Annotated in this window: 21 protein-coding genes and 1 pseudogene; 1 reads left to right on the top strand and 21 read right to left on the bottom strand. The window is 44.3% G+C overall.

The window, feature by feature from the left end; genetic code table 11:
* Window positions 1–265: 265 nt before the first annotated feature.
* From VSQ30_RS12720 to VSQ30_RS12620, 21 genes and pseudogenes are all read right to left on the bottom strand, one after another.
* Window positions 266–565, bottom strand: a complete 300-nt coding sequence (locus tag VSQ30_RS12720; protein ID WP_502876279.1) for a DUF3267 domain-containing protein — start codon at window positions 563–565, stop codon at window positions 266–268.
* Between the two features lie 53 nt (window positions 566–618).
* Window positions 619–1,614 carry an IS1595 family transposase gene (locus VSQ30_RS12715; protein ID WP_334464441.1) on the bottom strand — a complete coding sequence of 332 codons (996 nt, stop codon included), beginning with the start codon at window positions 1,612–1,614 and terminating at the stop codon, window positions 619–621.
* 37 nt (window positions 1,615–1,651) lie between these two features.
* The gene (locus VSQ30_RS12710) at window positions 1,652–1,963 is read right to left on the bottom strand and encodes a hypothetical protein (protein WP_334464439.1); all 312 of its coding nucleotides are present in this window, start codon (window positions 1,961–1,963) and stop codon (window positions 1,652–1,654) included.
* Entirely contained in the window at window positions 1,954–2,124 is a 171-nt protein-coding gene (locus tag VSQ30_RS12705) for a hypothetical protein (protein ID WP_334464437.1), read from the bottom strand. The genes VSQ30_RS12710 and VSQ30_RS12705 overlap by 10 nt, the downstream gene beginning before the upstream one ends.
* Before the next feature lie 26 nt (window positions 2,125–2,150).
* Entirely contained in the window at window positions 2,151–4,517 is a 2,367-nt protein-coding gene (locus VSQ30_RS12700; protein ID WP_334464435.1) for an ABC transporter permease, read from the bottom strand.
* A gap of 14 nt (window positions 4,518–4,531) precedes the next feature.
* Complete coding sequence (locus VSQ30_RS12695) at window positions 4,532–5,197, bottom strand: ABC transporter ATP-binding protein (protein ID WP_016222139.1); 666 nt, start codon at window positions 5,195–5,197, stop codon at window positions 4,532–4,534.
* A 140-nt stretch (window positions 5,198–5,337) separates the two neighbouring features.
* Window positions 5,338–7,713 carry an ABC transporter permease gene (locus tag VSQ30_RS12690; protein WP_334464433.1) on the bottom strand — a complete coding sequence of 792 codons (2,376 nt, stop codon included), beginning with the start codon at window positions 7,711–7,713 and terminating at the stop codon, window positions 5,338–5,340.
* Window positions 7,714–8,024: 311 nt separating this feature from the next.
* Window positions 8,025–8,684, bottom strand: coding sequence for a CatA-like O-acetyltransferase (locus tag VSQ30_RS12685; RefSeq protein WP_160275149.1), 660 nt, complete (start codon window positions 8,682–8,684; stop codon window positions 8,025–8,027).
* A 76-nt stretch (window positions 8,685–8,760) separates the two neighbouring features.
* Window positions 8,761–9,180 (bottom strand): nuclear transport factor 2 family protein, encoded by a 420-nt coding sequence (locus VSQ30_RS12680; RefSeq protein ID WP_016323777.1) that lies wholly within the window; start codon window positions 9,178–9,180, stop codon window positions 8,761–8,763.
* A 26-nt stretch (window positions 9,181–9,206) separates the two neighbouring features.
* Window positions 9,207–10,238, bottom strand: coding sequence for a sensor histidine kinase (locus VSQ30_RS12675; RefSeq protein WP_334464430.1), 1,032 nt, complete (start codon window positions 10,236–10,238; stop codon window positions 9,207–9,209).
* On the bottom strand, window positions 10,235–10,927 hold the full coding sequence (locus VSQ30_RS12670; RefSeq protein WP_160267771.1) for a response regulator transcription factor: 693 nt from the start codon (window positions 10,925–10,927) through the stop codon (window positions 10,235–10,237). Before VSQ30_RS12670 ends, VSQ30_RS12675 begins: the two co-directional genes overlap by 4 nt.
* A gap of 337 nt (window positions 10,928–11,264) precedes the next feature.
* A pseudogene (locus tag VSQ30_RS12665) lies at window positions 11,265–11,723 on the bottom strand (tyrosine-type recombinase/integrase); the annotation flags it as partial.
* A 25-nt stretch (window positions 11,724–11,748) separates the two neighbouring features.
* Entirely contained in the window at window positions 11,749–11,934 is a 186-nt protein-coding gene (locus VSQ30_RS12660; protein WP_502876251.1) for a hypothetical protein, read from the bottom strand.
* A 17-nt stretch (window positions 11,935–11,951) separates the two neighbouring features.
* Window positions 11,952–14,063 (bottom strand): DNA topoisomerase 3, encoded by a 2,112-nt coding sequence (locus VSQ30_RS12655; RefSeq protein WP_334464428.1) that lies wholly within the window; start codon window positions 14,061–14,063, stop codon window positions 11,952–11,954.
* Window positions 14,060–14,194, bottom strand: coding sequence for a DUF3789 domain-containing protein (locus VSQ30_RS12650; RefSeq protein ID WP_334464426.1), 135 nt, complete (start codon window positions 14,192–14,194; stop codon window positions 14,060–14,062). The genes VSQ30_RS12655 and VSQ30_RS12650 overlap by 4 nt, the downstream gene beginning before the upstream one ends.
* A gap of 189 nt (window positions 14,195–14,383) precedes the next feature.
* On the bottom strand, window positions 14,384–14,935 hold the full coding sequence (locus VSQ30_RS12645; RefSeq protein ID WP_334464424.1) for a DUF3795 domain-containing protein: 552 nt from the start codon (window positions 14,933–14,935) through the stop codon (window positions 14,384–14,386).
* Between the two features lie 68 nt (window positions 14,936–15,003).
* Window positions 15,004–15,261 (bottom strand): TfoX/Sxy family DNA transformation protein, encoded by a 258-nt coding sequence (locus VSQ30_RS12640; protein ID WP_334464422.1) that lies wholly within the window; start codon window positions 15,259–15,261, stop codon window positions 15,004–15,006.
* A gap of 57 nt (window positions 15,262–15,318) precedes the next feature.
* The gene (locus VSQ30_RS12635; protein WP_334464420.1) at window positions 15,319–15,633 is read right to left on the bottom strand and encodes a DUF3784 domain-containing protein; all 315 of its coding nucleotides are present in this window, start codon (window positions 15,631–15,633) and stop codon (window positions 15,319–15,321) included.
* A 353-nt stretch (window positions 15,634–15,986) separates the two neighbouring features.
* Window positions 15,987–16,517: a GNAT family N-acetyltransferase gene (locus VSQ30_RS12630; RefSeq protein ID WP_330572349.1), complete on the bottom strand. Its 531-nt coding sequence runs from the start codon at window positions 16,515–16,517 to the stop codon at window positions 15,987–15,989.
* Window positions 16,518–16,562: 45 nt separating this feature from the next.
* Entirely contained in the window at window positions 16,563–17,027 is a 465-nt protein-coding gene (locus VSQ30_RS12625; RefSeq protein ID WP_135991988.1) for a VOC family protein, read from the bottom strand.
* Between the two features lie 139 nt (window positions 17,028–17,166).
* The gene (locus tag VSQ30_RS12620; RefSeq protein ID WP_334464419.1) at window positions 17,167–17,682 is read right to left on the bottom strand and encodes an SLOG family protein; all 516 of its coding nucleotides are present in this window, start codon (window positions 17,680–17,682) and stop codon (window positions 17,167–17,169) included.
* A gap of 148 nt (window positions 17,683–17,830) precedes the next feature.
* On the opposite strand from VSQ30_RS12620, the gene VSQ30_RS12615 reads away from it, so the two are divergent.
* Complete coding sequence (locus VSQ30_RS12615) at window positions 17,831–18,145, top strand: helix-turn-helix domain-containing protein (RefSeq protein ID WP_053769357.1); 315 nt, start codon at window positions 17,831–17,833, stop codon at window positions 18,143–18,145.
* Window positions 18,146–18,202 lie beyond the last annotated feature (57 nt).

Genomic DNA, 18,202 nt, shown 5'->3' with positions numbered 1-18,202 from the left:
TACAAATGTTACACAAATGTCCGAGGTGCCTTTGATTTCGACAGAAAAACAGGCTGAATTGTTACAAAGCTCGGACATTTCAAAATATTTTGTCAAGGGATAGCAAAAATCAGTGGCGCAGCTAATGAACCGCTCCACTGATTTTCCCAAACGTCCAATTTACTTTTGTGTTTTCTTCCACTTTACATATTCATTCGCAGTGGCATTTGTTTTCTTTTTATGAGGAGCTATAAACAGTAACGCCATGATTAAATAGTATTCGTTCCTATTTCTCAAAAACGACAAAACCACATTCGTAAGGATGGTCGCAATACACACTTTCTTGCTTATCAGTGTGGTATAACATACTTTTCAGTATAATTAGAAAATCTCCGCCACCTGAAATAATCATAAATTCTGCCAGAATAAATAGCAGTAATTGATTTGTCATTACAGAAACCACTGCTGCTCCACCGCCTAAAACTAATGTAGGCATAGCAGTTCCCAACAAATATTGCCACTTTTTCAACGGTTCGGAGCAAGTACAGTATGGAGAAAAACTACTCCAAATAAATCCAAAATCAATCGAATGAAAATGATTTTTTGCAAAGGTGTTAGTCCGTAAGTGTGTTGGTAAGACTATATTGCCACTAAACGGACCGTTCTTATATCTTTATTGCTATGGTAATAATTTACGCCTGTCACCGTCAATACTGCCTCCGTCAGCCGCCTGACCATAGCTTCAGCATTCCGGTAAGCGGCTGAAAACAGTGCGTTATATCTGTTGATATATTTGCTGGCAACCCCACGGTAAAAATTGTACCGTTTTTTGATAAAACTGTGGAATCCGTTCACTGTGTTCAGATGGTAGAAACAGGATTCTTCCGATCTCTGGTTATTGCAGTCCTTAACCGTACAGTCCGCAATTCCCGGAAAGGCATGGTAACTCCTCAGCCCGTCACAAAGGGCGAGCGTTCCGTCCGCGATATGCCCGTCAAATATACGGATGAGTTCCCCGGCGCTGGGTTTTGCCCTGTTGACGGTGGCGGCAATGGCATCCCCTTTGCGCTGAATGCCCGTACAGATGCAGATATATTCATTGGAAATGCCTCTTTTTTGGGCTTTTGCACCATGTTTACGGGCAGTCCTTGCAACGGTACTGTCGAGCTTCCTGCCTTTATAGCAGTCCAGGACAAAGGTCTCGTCGAACTCAGACACTTCCCCCAGGCAGGCATCAGTGACTTCAGGAAGCTCCTGCAGCGCCAGAAGTATTTTATGGCGCATGTCGAAAGCCGCCTGGTGAAAGATACCCAGCCGTTTTGCGGAGAAATCAATGGCATTGCCATGCAGGGTGTCCTTGACCATCTCCTTCCAGACGGATGCCGGGAAGTGTGAATTTGCCATGACGGTATTTGTAGTCGGAACGAAAGTGCGCCCGCATATTTTGCAGAGAAACCGCTGTTTTTGACAAGCGTGCCCATAACGGATCACTTTGCCGCAGCCACAATATGGACAGGGAGGCTTTTCAGCCGGTTCTTTCGTTTCCAGCATAAGGGAGGCGGCCTCCAGCAGAGAAGATATTTCATCTTCTGTAAGTTTATTGATGTAACTAATAAGCATTTCCTGATTGGTCATGGGATTATCCTCCTGAATATGAGAGAATTATACCATTTCAGATGCCCCATAAAACGGACTCAAACAGATTACCAACACATTTACGGACTAACACCTTTGCAAAAAACCCCCAAGTGATGCCATGTATTAATTCGTGTAAAATAGTTAGAGGAAGAAGAAGAAACGCCGCTACGACAAATCTCAAAGAAATCCCCCCTAAATCAAAACTATTCACATTATAGTAAAACAAAAATGTTAAAGCTATAAATGGCAGCATACTCAAAGGTCCTAAAAAATTCGCTTGTCGAATATTAATAGTCATATTCTTAATTTTATATCCTTTTTGCTGCATTTCAGAATTTAATCCCAAAGAGGGTTTAATTCCCCGCAGCTTGCTGCGCAACAAACTAATGACGAACGAAGTGAGTCTCGGGCTGATACCCCGCAGCTTGCTGCGGGGAGTTTCATTTTTTCAAATTCATTTTTACGTTTCAATTCTTTTTCTGTTAATTTTCTTTTATCGTCAGCCATAGATAATTCCTCCAAATTTTATACGCTTATTCCATCGCCCGCATTTGTTCAATCAGAGATTGTTTTTTCTGTCTGCGGACTGTCCATACAGACAAAATCAGCTCCATTCCGAACAATACCAGAATGAACAGACCCATTTCCAAAACCGGGAATTTGTAAGGCACTACTTTTCCGGCAAAAGCTCCTACACTAAATTTGCTGCAAGCAAAGATGGAAGCCGGAAGCCCAACGATCAGCGTCGCCAATGTTGCAAAGAATGCATAGCACAGCCCCTCGCAGATATTCATTTTACATAGCTGCTTTTGGGTCAGTCCGATGGAACGCAAAACACTGTTTTCCTGTTTTCTGGACATTTGATTAGAGAGGGTCGTGTTAATTAGGTTGATAACGCCAAAGAGGAATACCAGCCAAGAAAGTACCTCCATACTGCCAAATACAAAAGAATTTATATTTTTTTCATACTCAATTACAGTGTTAATATCATCTAATGCAATATCCGTATGAGCGGATATAATATTTTTTAATTCATCCCTCACATGATCCGCTTTTTGGGGATCACTTACAATGCTCCATGAATAATCGAAAGAGGTGATTTCCGGGTGCAGTTCATGGAACAATGCTTCCGGTGCAAATTCCAATACACCGTCAAAGTGATGTGTTCCATGTCCATTATCCAGATTATTGTTAAACACCCCGGATATAGTAACCGGAATGGTTGATTTCCCGGAGATAAGTTCAGCTGTTTCTCCGACACCTATATGTTCACGGTTACTTGTTGCCGAATCAATTAGGATGCTGTGTGTATCCGTCGGCATAGTGCCCTCTATCAATGAAGCTTCAACCTTAGAATAATTTTGATCAGTCAGTATATCACACATACCACCATATTCAATTCCGTTGACGTTATAATTTATATGAAGGCTTTGCCTTTTTGCAATCACATCGGTTACACCGTCAATAGACAAAATTTCCTGTTTGAGTTCCTCATTCAGTGGATTTCCTGCTGCCATGACTTCTTGTTCTGACAACTTTGAATCCAGATAAACCTTATAGTCACCATCCGGGAACTCTTGTCTTGCAAGCGCCTCTGGGGAGCGCAGCAAAACAATGGAGGATACCACAAGCAGGATAATTCCACCCAAACTCAATGAGGCTACAATAGCAACGGTCTTTTTGCGGTCACGCTTAAAATTCGCAATTCCCATTGAAACAGGATTGAGCTTGATATTCTTTTTCCGGCTGCGGATGTCTTTTTGCGCCGGGGTAAAACGGACGGCTTCAATGGGGGAAATCCCTGCCGCTATTTTCACCGGCTTACGGATGGAAACAGATACCATGATCCAACTGCTTATGAGTGTCAAAATAATCGTTGCCACATAGGAAACAGCATTAAATCCCTTGGAAAACAGGAGAAAACCGCCGCATACGCCCAGCACTGTACCAATCAGAATCCCGATACTGCCGAGTTTGTGTCCCTCCCGCTTTACAATCCGCTTGATTTGCTTTGGCGTCGCGCCAATCGTCCGAAGCTGCCCGTAGCTCTGGATTTTGTCATTGATGGAGATACGGAAGATACTCTGGATCACAATATAGCCGCCGATCAGAACAATAGCAATCACACCAACAATCGGTAAAAAATCAAAGGATTTAGAAGCATAAGCAAAATATTTGCTGTTCATTTTGGGCATAGAAAGCTGATATTCCTCCGCAACCTCCCTGCAATAAGAGCTCATCAGTTCTTCGTCCAACTGAACGCTGTTTTTGAAATGGACATAGGCGCGATACCCAGCCGGATCAAACCCTTTCCATTCTGTCAGGGCAGCGTTGGAAAGAATGATAGCGCAGGTATTCGCTTCTTTTTCATTTACGCTGTCCATAATGCCGGTAACGACATAATCGCCATGAAAACTCTCTGTATCTAAGGTCACAGTGTCCCCGATCTTGGCATTGTGTCCATAGGTGGAAAGAAAGTATTCGCTTACGACAACTTCATTTGCCTTTTGGGGCAGATTCCCCTCCAATAGCTTCATTTGGTCGCGCCCAATCTCCATCATTTCTGCGTCATTATATACATAAGAGGCATGATAGCCCTGTTCTGAAAGTTCCTCACCCAGCATATAGTAGCCGCCTACGCGCTCAAACTCCGGCACTCCTTTCAGGGTTTCAATGTCGTTTTCCTCCACGCCCAGCCAGACCGCCTCATAAGTATCGAGAACCTGATTGCGCTGCATTTGTGTTAGGGAAGTGGACACGATTCCCGTAAAGCAGATCAGAAACGCCGCCAGCGCAACGGCGATCACCACCATCAGATTCCGGCGCTTCTCGCTTTGTAAACTTTTCTTTGCCAGCTTCTTTGTAATGGCGCTGGTATCATTTTCAAAAGGCCATGTCATAGCCTGCCACCTCCTTATTCCACAATCTTGCCATCCTCAATGCGGATAATCCGATCTGCAAGACGGGCTATGTCGTTATTGTGGGTAATCATCACAACAGTTTGCCGGAACTCCGCACTGGTGCGCTTGATAAGCCCCAGCACTTCGGCGCTGGTCTTGCTGTCAAGGTTGCCGGTCGGCTCGTCGGCCAGCACGATAGCCGGTTTGGTAATCAGGGCGCGGGCGATAGCCACACGCTGCTGCTGTCCGCCGGAAAGATTGTTCGGCATATTTTTTAGCTTATCTTCCAGTCCCAGCAGGTGAACGATCTCGTCCAAAAACTTCTGATCCACCGTGTCCCCGTCCAGCTCCACCGGCAGGACTATGTTCTCATACACATTCAGGATGGGAACAAGGTTATAGTTCTGGAAGATAAAACCGATGTTACGGCGGCGGAAGATGGTGAGTTGTTCGTCGTTCTTCTTTGCCAGTTCTTCGCCGCGGACAATCACGGTCCCGCTGGTGGGAGTGTCCAGCCCGCCCATCATGTGAAGCAGGGTAGACTTTCCGCTTCCGGAGGTTCCCACAACGGCCACAAATTCGCCCTCGTCTACGGAGAAGTTCACGCCGTCAAGGGCGCGGGTAATGTTCGGCTCTGCACCGTAATGCTTTTTTAGGTCAATCGTCTGTAAAATGCTCATATTCAAAACTCCTTTCAAGGCTTTCTGCCTGTTGATAAGGGTATTGTAAAACCCAAATGTCCGCGAAATGTTACAGCGGCCAAAAAACTTTATTGAAAACCGGGGTGAAATGTTACAACGCTCGGACATTTCAAAAATTTCTATGATAATTCCCGTATTTGATCTACCAGAGATTGTTTTTTTATCTGCCGGATTGCCAAATACGAGAAAAGCATTTGGACGGCAAGCATCAGTATAAAATAACTGAACATTTCAACTGTCGGAAAATGATAGCTTACTTTTCCAAAAATACTCATTGCACTAAAGACGGTGCAGAGAAGATACCCGATAAGAGTTCCGCATGATATGGAAAGAAGCAGCACCCCTAATGTATAGAACAAGCCCTCTATCAATAACATTTTTGAAAGCTGCTTACTGCTCAAACCAACCGCTTGCAAAACACCTAATTCTCGCTTCCGTGTCAAGATGTTTGTTATCAGTGTGTTTAGCAGATTGATAATGCCAAAAACCCCGATAAACATAACAAAAATGTAAACTGGCATACGATAATTCAATAGTTTTTCGTTGTATGCCTCTACCCAATCATTCAAGGTACTAACATAGACGCTGGAAGCCGGTGGAATTATCTTTTGGATTTCATCTTTTGCAGCTGCCCATTTACTGTCATCTGTATCTACAATAAATTGATAATTGAGGTTTTCAACAGGAACGATCTTTGACAGCATTTCTAAAGGAATAAATAGCGTATCATATCCGCCATACGGGATATCAGCGTCCACAATTCCCATTACTTTTACTTCCAATGTTTGTCCGCCAACTTCAATCAGAAGTTCGTCCCCAATCGCTGCATCCCACCCAAAAGTTTCTTTCCACTGTGGGCCATTTTCAATAATAATGCCATTATTATTGAGTAGTGCTTGCAAATCTGCTGTACCATCAATCAAATATTCTTCAAGCAATTTTTGAGAGCTTGGCATATATGCGTCTGAAACAACCGGTTCAATATCTCCCGTTGGCATACGGACATTCAAAACGGTGCCCTGGTATTCTTTTATTTCTTCCACACCATCTATGTCCAAAATGGATTCTCTAAAATCTTCTGTGAGCAGATTTGATTTTTGGAGTTCTGAATATTGTTCGCTGTTATGTGCCTGCGGCCCGTAATCGCCTAATTCAAGGCGAATTTCTCCGTAAGGAAAACTCCTGCGCGCCATCGCTAAAGGATCAATGGAATTAAAATATGCAGAGCTTGCCATCAGCAAAATTCCACATACCCCTAACGACAGGATCGTTAAAGCGGTTTTCTTTCTGTTCCTTGCAAAATTAAGGAAAGCTAAATTTTTCGCGGATAGAGAACGATGCAACACTTTTGTACTGTTGGACATTACATCATTATTGCCCGCCATATAACGGACTGCTTCAATAGGCGTAACATGAGCAGCAGTTTTGGCTGGCTTAATTACAGCAATCATAACGCATAGATACACAAACAGAGCTGTGACAGCGGCAATTACAAATACCATTAAAGTGTTCCAGCCTTGTGGGACAAGGACATATCCCGCTATTGCACCGGCTAATATTCCAATCGGAATACCAATTCTGGAAAGATGGAATCCCTCTCTAAAAACGATTTTTTTCATCTGTTTTCCAGTTGCCCCTATTGTCCGCAGTTTCCCATATTCTTTTGTTTTTCTGGCTATGGACACATAGAACAGGCTGTAAATAACAAGGGTACAAGCCAAAGCGATAATAAGACTGATAAATGCTATTACAGCGATATATTGGCTGCTTCTCTGCTCAATGAGAGAAAAATAATATGTTGAAAACTGCATTTGCTCCGGCTGTATTTCCAATTCTCTGCACAATGTTGATAATTCAGCTTGTATAGCGGCCTTAGACCAGCCATCAGATTCATTCAAACGGATATAAGCGGAGTATGCCGGTTCGCTGATCTTGTTTTCAATATAGGACTGCGACACGAATACGGAATAATTTGAATTTTCGACAGGCAAAATACCACATAAGGTATAATCCTTTTCTCCATCTCCCAGATTTAACGATATAGTATCGCCTATGGATTTGGACAATCCAGCTCTATCAAGAAACGCCTTTGTGATAGCAATTTCATTTGTAGATTTGGGCAATTCTCCCTCTAAATCAGGATATTTTGCTAATTTCATTATCGTTTCGTCCATTGAACGAACGGTTAATTTGTAGTCCCCATAAGATACTAAACCCAACAAATGACTTACACCCACTTGAATCCTATCGTCATTTAATAATTTCGTAATGGTATCATTATCGACTTCATTGATAATTGCTTGATAACGCCCAGCCGCATCATTTAATGATTTTCGCTGCGAAGCAAAAAAATACAAGGTCGTTGTCATTACCAAACAGGTAGCTAAGGCAATCGTAATGATAATGAGGATGTTTCTACTTTTATCTGCTTTTAAGTTTCGTTTTGCCAACTTTTTTGTAATGGCGCTTGTATCGTTTTCAAAAGGCCATGTCATAGTTGTATCACCTCCATATTTGATAAGGGTATTGTAAAACCCAAATGTCCGCGAAATGTTACAGCGGCCAAAAAGTTTCATTAAAAATCGGGGTGAAATGTTACAAAGCTCGGACATTTCAAAAAAATTTACGGCGGGCAGCCGGGAATGGCCGTCCGCCACGTTCTATTTTACTAAAATTGAAAGACAGCAGCAGTTCAAAACAAGCTGCCTTTCAGCCCCTTTTTGAAAACTAATACAGCTCTTTCTGTTCCCCAAAATGACATTGTGACAAGCCGATAACTTTGCTTTTCCATTTCTTCTATTTTGCATTATACATCTTTATTACCTCCGTCAAGTGTATTTATCAGTTCTTGTACCTCATTAAAAAATCTACACAAATGAAACCCATCTGCCACAGCATGATGAATGTTCATAGTAAGCGGCATCATGTACCTGCCATGTGACATTTCATACTTTCCCCAGGTAATGACTGGTGCAAGAAATTTACCCTCATCAAAAACATGAACATCAAAGTGGCTGTATTTTACCCATGGTAAACAAGATACATCAAAAAAGTTCAAGGGCTGGTTTTCCACAAAAGCTCGATCCGCTTCATGTTTTTCTTTGTCAGCCATGAAACGCTCAGAAAATTCAAATATATCATCAGAAAATTCCGTGACTAATTTTGTGAAATTTTCATCTTCTTTATGAAATTCTGTATATGACGGACTAATAAAATTCCATTTTATTAGATCACCAGTATCGTTCCAGCTATATTTAAACTCATCATGTGTATTAACAACTTTTGATACAATCCATATCATAGACGGATAAAATTTTAGATTATTTCTCTTTGAAAATTCTATTAGATTTGTCACATCAATCTCCACAGTTAAGCTCATAACAATACGCATATTTTCAATGTAGCTCTTAAATAGCTTTCCTCTGCTCCACTCATTCAAATCAATTTTTGTATAGCTCATTTCCATATTCATTCTCCTTTTCATTTTTAAACTTTTTAAGAAAACACAAGCCTCTCCGAATTGTATAGAACTTCATACACTTCTAAAACCAATTCGCCTTTTGATTTCTAAATTGAGGGATGTCGCTTTCTTGATAGGGATTATAAGTATTGCGGTTACACCCAAACTCTTTTAATGCTTTTATTTTATTGTCCTCTGTCCATTCAACCAAAGAAATGCCGTCAAATTCCTCTATATCCCCATTGTTCATTTCATTTTTGAAATACCATTCTACAATCGTTTGATTTTCTTTATGGAAGAATTGCCTGATTTCCCAAATTACCACCTTTCCACGGGTATTCCACTCCTGAAACCAATGCTTTACGGTTTTACGATTGCTATACTGGGGACACCAACTTTCTGTATAGAGGACATCTTCTGTAAAAATATCATCAATGCCCATATCTTTCTGATAAAGCCACATATCAAACCACAGTCGGATCGTTTTTTCTCGTTCATTCATAATAGAAACACCTCGCTCATTTACTTTCATTTTGTAGGCAGCATAATGGAAAATTCCGAACCCCTGCCCGGCTCCGAAACCACTCTGATATAGCCGCCCTGCCGCGTTATGATCTTGCGGGCCAGATACAGGCCAATGCCAACGCCCTGCTGTTCGTGTACTTCTTCCTCACGATAAAAGCGCCGGAAGATGGCGGCCTGATTGCTTTCAGAAATGCCCTTGCCGGTGTCAGTCACTTTGATCTCCACATACATTTCCCACAGTACCATCGACACAGCGATTTTCCCGCCTGCCAGGGTGTACTTCACCGCATTGTCCAGCAAGTTAAAGAGGGCTTCGGATGTCCACTTGCTGTCATGGGAAACGGCCAAATCCTCCGGGCAGTCCACGGACACGGTGATTTCCTTTTTCTCCGCTGCATACACAATCCCACTCATAGCCTGCGCCACGGTATCAAAAAGGCGGCCCGGTTTCTTATCCAACTGGATCACGCCCGTTTCCAGCCGGGAGGTTTTCACAAGGGCCTGAAAGAGAAAATCCAGCTTATCCGTCTGGCTGCGGATTCCCCGGATAAAGTCAGTACGCTCCGCCTCGGTCATAGGCTTTTCCAGCAGGGTGTCCGCCGCCATTTTCAGGTTGTTTACCGGCGTTTTCACCTGATGGGAAATATCCGATACAAGGGCCTGTAACTCCTGCCGTTCCTCGTCCACAAGACGGCGGTTCTCCTGCATAATCTGATAAAGCCTTGCCAGCCGGTGTCCGATTCTGGCAAGCTGGGTTTCGCTGTCCTCCGGGCGCTGGGGCGCTTCATTTCCGGCGATCATGTGGTCTAAGGTCTGGCATAGGTCAGCGGTAAACTGCGACAGCCGCTTTCCAAACACCTGCGTCAGTACAAAAATCCCCACAAGGGCGCACAGCAGCAGCGCCCCGCCAGTCAGCAGCGCCGCCGTTTGTTTTGTCACAAAAAACAGGGCTATGGTAATCCCGGACATAGAGAGGACAAGCCCTATTGCCACCCGGCCAAACAGCCGCTTTACAGATAGGTTTTGAAACTTCATTTCGCCTCGCCTCCCGTCCACTGATAGCCCATGCCGTAAACGGTCTTGATGTAGGGCGTGCCGCCGTCGGATTCGATCTTGCTGCGAATCCGGCTGATGGAGGTTGTCAGGGTGTGTTCATCCACAAACTTCTCGTCTATATCCCACAGCTTTTCCAGAAGCTGCCCACGGGTCAGCACTTGCCGGGGATTTTTACGGAACAGGTTCAGCATTTTGTATTCCATCGGGGATAGGGTCAGGGGCTTGCCGTTTAAGGAAGCTGTCTGCTCCGAGAAGTCCAGAAACAGCCGCCCGTCGTTGTAAATATCCCTGGCCGGTTTGTGGTGTTCCAGCATGGCGAACATGGCTTTGATTTTCCGCTGCAAGGCCCCGATCACAAAGGGCTTTGTGATGTAATCCACCGCGCCCACTTCATAGCCCCGTATCTGGTCGCTCTCCTGATCGTTGGCGGTCAGGAAGATTACAATGGTGTCCGGGTGCTGGGGCTTTATCAGCCTGCACAGTTCAAAACCATTCCCATCCGGCAGGTTGATGTCCAGCAGCACTAAATCAAATTCCCGCTGGCGCAGGACATCAGCTGCGGTCCTGGCATTCAGGGCAGAAGTCACGCCGTACCCGTCTGCGGTCAGGTTATAGGCCAACATCTTATTCAAAAAACTGTCGTCCTCGACAATTAAAATCTGCTTCATATCCTCACTTCCTTTGCTTTTTGCAGATAGTATAACAGGCAAATGTCCGCGAAATGTTACAGCGGACAAAAAATTTAATTTTTGCATTTCTCTGTTATAGCAGTTCAAAATAATAACTCTATTATAGGCAGTTATCAAAGGTTTATCAATGCGGCAACTGTAAACAGATTCAACTACCGGTTATACCGAAAGTCAGATTATCCCGAATACATCAAAGAAAGCCAGTAATAGCGGCATTTCTTAGAGAAATATTCGGGATAACTTTTTAGTCATTTACACGGTCAGCTTTCCTAAATCTCTCGCTTAGGGAGAATAATTCGGGATAATCTTAGGTCCATCATAGACCGTAAAGACGTTTGAGGATTTCCTCATCACTGACGGTATAATTAACAGGCTCCGCTTCAAGGAAAGGATCAGAAGCCATTGCCTCCGTGATTGCTTTCCTTTTCGCTTCTGTATCTGCGTGTGCGTAAATCAGCGTGGTTTCAAGCTGTTTGTGTCCAAGCCATTGCGAGATTAAAGTTAAATCCATGCCGTGTTGGTATAAATGCATGGCCCTCGTATGTCTCCACAAATGGGGGTGGACATTCAGGGGGACATCCGGGCATTTCTCCCTTGCAGATGCGGCGTATTTCTGAATCCGGAGCCTTGCCGTATCATCGCACATGGCGTTACGGATTCCTTTGCGCTCCACATAAAAGAGCCATTCCGATGACATCCATGTTTCGCCCGGATGGAACACCTTCATATAATTCTGCAGATGTTTTACAGTATCTTTCATCAAGGGGACTAGGTTGTTTCTTTTCCCATTCTGATCCTCCTTATCGTTCCTGCTGTTTTGATGGTTTCTGCTTTTGGGGCGTCTCCGTCTGCTTTGCGTCTTTTATCTGCTGCCGGAGGGAAGGTCTGTGTTCCGGCTCCGCTTCGGAATCCGTGATATTGACATACTCGCCAATGATACAAAGCGCCTCCCCGTAACTGCCGCAAGCAAACACCCGGTCCTTCATTTCCTTTGCCTGGTCCTTCAGGTCATGCTCCCGCAGGGTACGGGCCGCAATTCCAGCTTGAAATTCACATATTTTCCGCCTGTATCATCCAGCAGCACCACCGCGTCATAGGTCTTGCCCGTCTTTTCGCTGTAAAGCCCGGACATGGAAATGCGGCCCTCTTTCAGAAGGGCCGCCGCCACGGATTTTGTTATGGATTTTTTCTTTCCGGAAAAGAATTTATTGTCTTTCCACAGCGCAAAGGCACAGTCCTGGTTATCACAAAAGAATCCTTTTTTGCCCTCATATACGGTTCCGCCGCAGCGGGGGCAGATGCCGACAGCCTCACGCCCGTTTCTTTTTGCATCCGGGAACAGAACGGCAAAGCGTTCCTCCGGGGCGGCATGCTCCTTTACCAGCGTCCGGCTCATATCCGCAATCTGCCCCATAAAGGATTCTGCAGCCAGCTCGCCGCGTTCCACCTGCTTCAACATGGATTCCCATTCTGCGGTGAGCGTTGGCGATTTAATATTGTCCGGCAGGACCAGGATCAGGTTCGTACCTTTTTCCGTTGGGATAAGCTGCTTTTTCTTCCGATCCACAAATCCGGCAGAGACCAGTTTTTCCAGTGTAGCCGCACGGGTGGCCGGGGTGCCTAACCCCTTGCGCTCGGCATCCTCCGGCATATCCCCGGCACCAGCGGTCTCCATAGCTGCCAGAAGGGAATCCTCCGTATAATGCTTCGGCGGGGAGGTTTTGCCCTCCCGGACGCTGGTAGAGACCGTTTCAAAAATCTGCCCCTCTTGCAGCACGGGGAGGGAGACATCTGTATTCTCGTCATTCTCCGGCTTGAATTCTTTTAATTCTATGCGGTAGAGGCGTTCCACTTCCTTCCATCCGGCCTGCAATACGGTTTTTCCCTTTGCTGTAAAGGAATTACCCTGGCAGTCCAGAACCGCCGTCACCGCCTCGAACCAGTGCGCTTGTGCCGTGGCAGAAAGCAGCCTTGCGGCGATCAGCGTCAGGACATCCCGCTCCCCGGAAGGGAGCTCCGATAAATCTGTCCGGGCAATCTCCACCGTAGGGATAATGGCATGGTGGTCGGTGACTTTGCTGCCATCGATTACGTGGTCAATATCCGGTTCCCCTGCACAGCCTTTTCCAAAGGGCATATGTTCCCGCAGCCAGAGAACCAGGGAAGCGGCGGTTGCCTGCATATCTTCGGTTAAATACTGGCTGTCCGTCCGGGGATAGGTCGCCAGTTTTTTCTCATAGAGGGCTTGCACATAATCAAGGGTCTGCTGGGCCGTATAACCATAGATACGGTTACATTCCCGCTGCAAGGTTGTCAGGTCATACAGGCGGGGCGGCTGCACCGTCTTGACCTGCTTTTCCACGGACAGCACTAAAGCACCCTGCCCGTCACAGTCCCTGCGGATTTTTTCAGCTTCATTTTTCCCGGACAGCTTTTCCCCAGAGGCAGTAAAGCCGCCGCAGGTGATCTCCGGCACATAGAAAGGCTTGCTCGTAAATGCCTGAATATCCGCCTCCCGCTGGACTAAAAGGGCCAGCGTGGGTGACATGACGCGCCCCACATTGAGCGTGACGCCATACAGGACAGAGAAAAGCCGGGTGGCGTTAATACCGATCAGCCAGTCAGCCCCGGCCCGGCAGACCGCCGCGTCATAGAGCTTATCGTAATCGCTGCCAGGACGCAGGTGTTCAAACCCGTCACGGATCGCCGCATCCTCCATACTGGAAATCCAGAGGCGTTCCATCGGTTTCTTACATCCGGCGTGTTCATAGACCAGACGGAAGATCAGTTCGCCCTCCCGTCCAGCGTCGGTAGCGCATACCACGGAATCCACCCGTTTGTCTTTCATCAGCCGGCAAAGAAGGTCAAGCTGCTTTTTCTTGTCCTTCGGCACTTCATATTTCCATGTTTCCGGCAGAATCGGCAGATCGCCATAGCGCCATCTGGCATACTGTTCCCCATAAGCCTCCGGCTGCGCCAGCTCCAAAAGGTGCCCCACGCACCAGCTCACCAGGTACCCGCCGCCCTCCAGGTAGCCGTCTTTTTTCTCATTTGCGCCCAGAACCGCCGCCAGCGACATGGCGACAGAGGGCTTTTCTGCAATTACTAACTTCAATGTCCAGACCTCCTTTGCATATCTTCAAATTCTTCGTCCGCCTGCTTTCCTGTCTGCAAAAGACACATCAGCACAACGCCGGCAGACATCCCTCCTGTGAATGTAAGAAAGTGTGTAATCATGTTCCACATAAGAATCGCCTCCTTATTGAGTTTGGTCAATAAAAAACGCAAAGGCTTTCAGCACCTTTGCATTTTATTACAAAGAAAAAGCACCACCAAAAATATGTGGCGCAGTTTCAAAGATATTTAATTTGGGGAAGGGAAGATTAGATGATCTATAAGCATTGATTCATGTGTAAAAACCATAGCATATTCAAATTATCCCTTTTTCTTATGGAGCTTTAAGTCAATATTTTTTGTTGCTGCTGCATCCTGCAGTAATCCGGCAACAAAAGCGCTTTTTTCTTTGAGCGTCATTGTTTCCATATCAGATTTACGATCAATTTCTTTAAGTACCGTTTGCAGCTCTTGTAGTTCTAGCAGGTTGACGGCTACACAAAAGAGTGTCTTTTTACGGCCATCATTATAGCCCGACAAGAAAATCCCCAGGATTTTTGCTTTTTCCGTCTGTTCTGCATTATAAGAGTCTATCCCGAATTGTTTGGCCTTTTCCATATCGGATTTTCGACTTCGATGTGTTATAAAGGAATCAAAATCGTCAATATGATCGTATTTTTCACAGGGGTATTCGCTGCATTGGAAACAGTATTGAGCGCCGTTGTGCTCCATGCTGCACCTTGCGATTTTGCAGGATTGATTCCCCTCACCACCACCGCAACCGGGACAGTATTTATTCAAGAACATAGGGCAAAGCCCACAATTCAAACCGCAGAGGGAAAATAATTGATTTGATCGGTTAAATCCTTTCATGGAACCTCCTAATGTAAGAAAGATAAATCCTAGTTTTCCAGTTTGATAAACCGGAATTTACGTTGCTGTTACTTTTTCAAAAAATCACTAAATTCTTTCAATTCCTTTTTTGTATCTTCGGAAAGCCTGTTATACTCTGTATCATGAATCGCCCCCTCTAACGTATATAAATGTACCAGACAAACATTTGGATATTTCTGCTTTAATCTAAGAAATGCGTCTTTTGCACCTACCTCAATTAGTTTCTCGGAAGATTCAATACCAACAGATATTAGCTTTTTTTCCATTTCTTTACCAATATTCATCATAGCTGTTAATTCTGACATATTTATTTTCAACTCTCCTTGTTCTACTCATTTTTTAAACTGGAAGTTTCTTCTCTATTAGCGGTTATATTTTGCTCCTGCATAAACCAGCAACGCCAATCCCACAACAAATCCCAATGAAAAAGCGATAGAACTTAATGCTGAATCTGTTATACCGATTATTATAGCAGTCACCAAAAGACCAATTCCAATAAAAATAACACCCCAACCTGATATTTTACAAAAAACCTTTTTATCACTTGGAGACACTTTGTCATAATGATAACTATGAAGCAAAGTGATTTTTTCCTTTTTCCACATCAAGCAACCAAGATATATAAAAACAAGTGCAAGTACACCTATTCCAATCGCAACACCTATCGTTTCCGTCATAACAAGCTCCTCCAAAATTCCGATTTATCTATTTCTGAATTGCCAGTTCCTATTATATGATTTTGAAACTCAAAAAGCAATAGTGCCTATAACATAATTCCGTAGACCGCCGAGCGTATGAGGAAAATGCGGGCGAATGTGACGCGATAGGGGCGAAATAAGCCTTGATTTATGCGGCTTTCCGGGCGGGAAAATAAGGCGGCAAGGGATTATACCTTTCCCCTCAAAAATGCCGTTCTATTGCATAACAAACTAATCTCTGCACCCATGAGAAAACCGGGGCGCGGTGGTTACTAAAAAGCTGCCGCGTCCCGGCTTTTCTTTTGTCCTACAAATTCAAGTTATGCAGTCATTTACTTGTTTAATATAGCATAAACAAAAGTGTCTTTCCAAATTGGATTGTTATTATCATCTTTCCAAAAATAAACATTTTGTTTATAATGTGCTTCTCTTTCAAAACCTAATCTTTCAAGTAGTTTCCATGAATTCAAATTACATGGGTCACATTCAGCAAAAATTCTATGTATCCCTTCAGAAAATGCCTTCTTTATTAAAGCCGTACAACTTTCCTTAGCATATCCTTGTCCCCAATATTGTTTATTAAATACATACCCAATTTCAAGAGATTCAAATTCTCTTTTTCCGAGATACACATTTCCAATCATTTTACCATTAGATTTTAATTCAACTGCAATCATTTCCTCGGTTGAAATTCTCCAATCAAGATTTCCTTCCACCTCACTAATATTCATTGGTTTATATGGTTCATGTTTTACCACTTCTTCATCAGATAAATATTCATACAAATCTTGTAAATCCTCTTTACAATATCTTCTTAAAATCAATCTATCCGTTTCTGTAATAACTTTCTTTTCTGCCATCATATTTACCTCACTAAATTCCCGATTTGTTTATTCGTCCATCAGGTATTATCTGTTTAGAAGTTTTGTCAAATCCTCAATAGAAGCGTCCATTTTCACAGAGACTTCTTCCATTGTCATGCCGGAAGCAAGAAAACGCTTTATCACCATTTTCATATCCTCGCCGACCTCTATGATATGCCCGTCCAAATCGTAAAACCGGATCACCCGTTGACCCCAGCTATGCTCGATCACTTCTCCCAGATATTCAATATCCGGGTATTCTTTCAACTTGTTCAAAAAACCGTCAAAGTCCTGTTCCTCAAAGACGATTTCCGCATTGTTGGATTTCTTTAATACCTTTTCTTTTGGCAGATCTACAAGCCAGTCAAAATCCTGCTGCAATGCCAGGCCGCAGGTAAAAGCAATATTTCTGCCATAATCCTGGAACACCTCTAATCCGAACAAATCCTCATAAAATTTTCTTGAGGCGTTAATGTCGGCCACCGATATAAGCGTACATACATGTTTCATGCAAATACTCCTTTCAAACTGTGGTTTCCCATTTCCACAAAAGGTGATCTATCATTATCTGTAAGTCCAACTGAATTTGTCACTGACCTTCTCGGTTGAACATTTATTATACCATAGAGCAGCCTGTATCTCTACTTTTTTATATCCGGTTTTGTCCAAGATTTGTCCTGTTTTTGTCCAAGATCAGCCCTACGGGTATTTCCCGCAGTTCTTTCCGAAATTGATGCGCAAACCGGATGGCCCTAACCGTGCCTCCTTTTTCCCTCCCGTCATACACAGCGATCACCCGGTCTGAGTGTTCCACCATGTAGCGGTTCCGGTGGGAATAGACGCTGGGGTGGTATTTCTCCTGCATGACAACAACATCCGCGCAAGCCTCCAGCATTTCATAAGTCCGGCCCTTTGCCATCATGCTGTCCAGGCGCTTTTGATAGGGAATGACAGCAATCAGCTCCAGCGCGGGATTTGTCTTTTTCTTCTCCAGCACGATCTCGGCAAAATACTGGTCCACGCCGTCCGCAAAACCGCTCATAAAGCGGGTAAACCCGTCTGCAACGGCAGAATCAATTGCACGCCGCAGGGCTGCCTTTACATGGTTAATCTCTTTCTGTGGTAAATCTCTGTGCCCGGTGACACAGCAGGTCTTTCCTTCCATTTCTATTCCTCCATCCGATAGGTGTTATTCTTCACTTTCCATATTGTAATAGATTTAATTTAGCAAGTCAACGAAAACACCCCTTTTCCCTTTGCGAATAATACAAGGGTGTGAGGTACAATCTATTACAGAATGGGAGGTGAAGGCGATGTATGAAGATTTTGTCCCGGAACGACTGGCAAAGCTGCGGACACAGAAAGGCGTATCTGCGCGCGATATGTCTCTATCGTTAGGACAGGCAAACAACTACATCAATAACATTGAAAACAAAAAGTCACTTCCCGCCATGCAGTCTTTTTTCTATATCTGCGAATATTTAGGCGTAACACCGCAGGAATTCTTTGATGAGGGTAACACCTGCCCCGAAGCCTTGCGGGAATTTACCGCAGAGGCGAAACAGCTCGACTCCAAATCCATGCAGTATATCCTCGGTATTATGAAAGAACTCAATAGCAGAAAGTAAGCGGTCACGGTGCTGGCCGCTTTATTTGTAAATTTTTTTCGTACCCCTTGCATAAAT

The organism is Acutalibacter sp. JLR.KK004 (assembly GCF_036941085.1).
GTDB lineage: Bacteria > Bacillota > Clostridia > Oscillospirales > Acutalibacteraceae > Acutalibacter.
The sequence above is the reverse complement of the archived record's forward strand: the minus strand, read 5'-3'. Positions and strand labels throughout refer to the sequence as shown.

Coding starts and splice junctions, on each gene's coding strand:
- VSQ30_RS12715 (WP_334464441.1), bottom strand. CDS start 1,614: ATGACCAATCAGGAAATGCTTATTAGTTACATCAATAAACTTACAGAA.
- VSQ30_RS12705 (WP_334464437.1), bottom strand. CDS start 2,124: ATGGCTGACGATAAAAGAAAATTAACAGAAAAAGAATTGAAACGTAAA.
- VSQ30_RS12700 (WP_334464435.1), bottom strand. CDS start 4,517: ATGACATGGCCTTTTGAAAATGATACCAGCGCCATTACAAAGAAGCTG.
- VSQ30_RS12695 (WP_016222139.1), bottom strand. CDS start 5,197: ATGAGCATTTTACAGACGATTGACCTAAAAAAGCATTACGGTGCAGAG.
- VSQ30_RS12690 (WP_334464433.1), bottom strand. CDS start 7,713: ATGACATGGCCTTTTGAAAACGATACAAGCGCCATTACAAAAAAGTTG.
- VSQ30_RS12685 (WP_160275149.1), bottom strand. CDS start 8,684: ATGGAAATGAGCTATACAAAAATTGATTTGAATGAGTGGAGCAGAGGA.
- VSQ30_RS12680 (WP_016323777.1), bottom strand. CDS start 9,180: ATGAATGAACGAGAAAAAACGATCCGACTGTGGTTTGATATGTGGCTT.
- VSQ30_RS12675 (WP_334464430.1), bottom strand. CDS start 10,238: ATGAAGTTTCAAAACCTATCTGTAAAGCGGCTGTTTGGCCGGGTGGCA.
- VSQ30_RS12670 (WP_160267771.1), bottom strand. CDS start 10,927: ATGAAGCAGATTTTAATTGTCGAGGACGACAGTTTTTTGAATAAGATG.
- VSQ30_RS12660 (WP_502876251.1), bottom strand. CDS start 11,934: ATGAAGGACCGGGTGTTTGCTTGCGGCAGTTACGGGGAGGCGCTTTGT.
- VSQ30_RS12650 (WP_334464426.1), bottom strand. CDS start 14,194: ATGTGGAACATGATTACACACTTTCTTACATTCACAGGAGGGATGTCT.
- VSQ30_RS12645 (WP_334464424.1), bottom strand. CDS start 14,935: ATGAAAGGATTTAACCGATCAAATCAATTATTTTCCCTCTGCGGTTTG.
- VSQ30_RS12640 (WP_334464422.1), bottom strand. CDS start 15,261: ATGTCAGAATTAACAGCTATGATGAATATTGGTAAAGAAATGGAAAAA.
- VSQ30_RS12635 (WP_334464420.1), bottom strand. CDS start 15,633: ATGACGGAAACGATAGGTGTTGCGATTGGAATAGGTGTACTTGCACTT.
- VSQ30_RS12630 (WP_330572349.1), bottom strand. CDS start 16,517: ATGATGGCAGAAAAGAAAGTTATTACAGAAACGGATAGATTGATTTTA.
- VSQ30_RS12625 (WP_135991988.1), bottom strand. CDS start 17,027: ATGAAACATGTATGTACGCTTATATCGGTGGCCGACATTAACGCCTCA.
- VSQ30_RS12620 (WP_334464419.1), bottom strand. CDS start 17,682: ATGGAAGGAAAGACCTGCTGTGTCACCGGGCACAGAGATTTACCACAG.
- VSQ30_RS12615 (WP_053769357.1), top strand. CDS start 17,831: ATGTATGAAGATTTTGTCCCGGAACGACTGGCAAAGCTGCGGACACAG.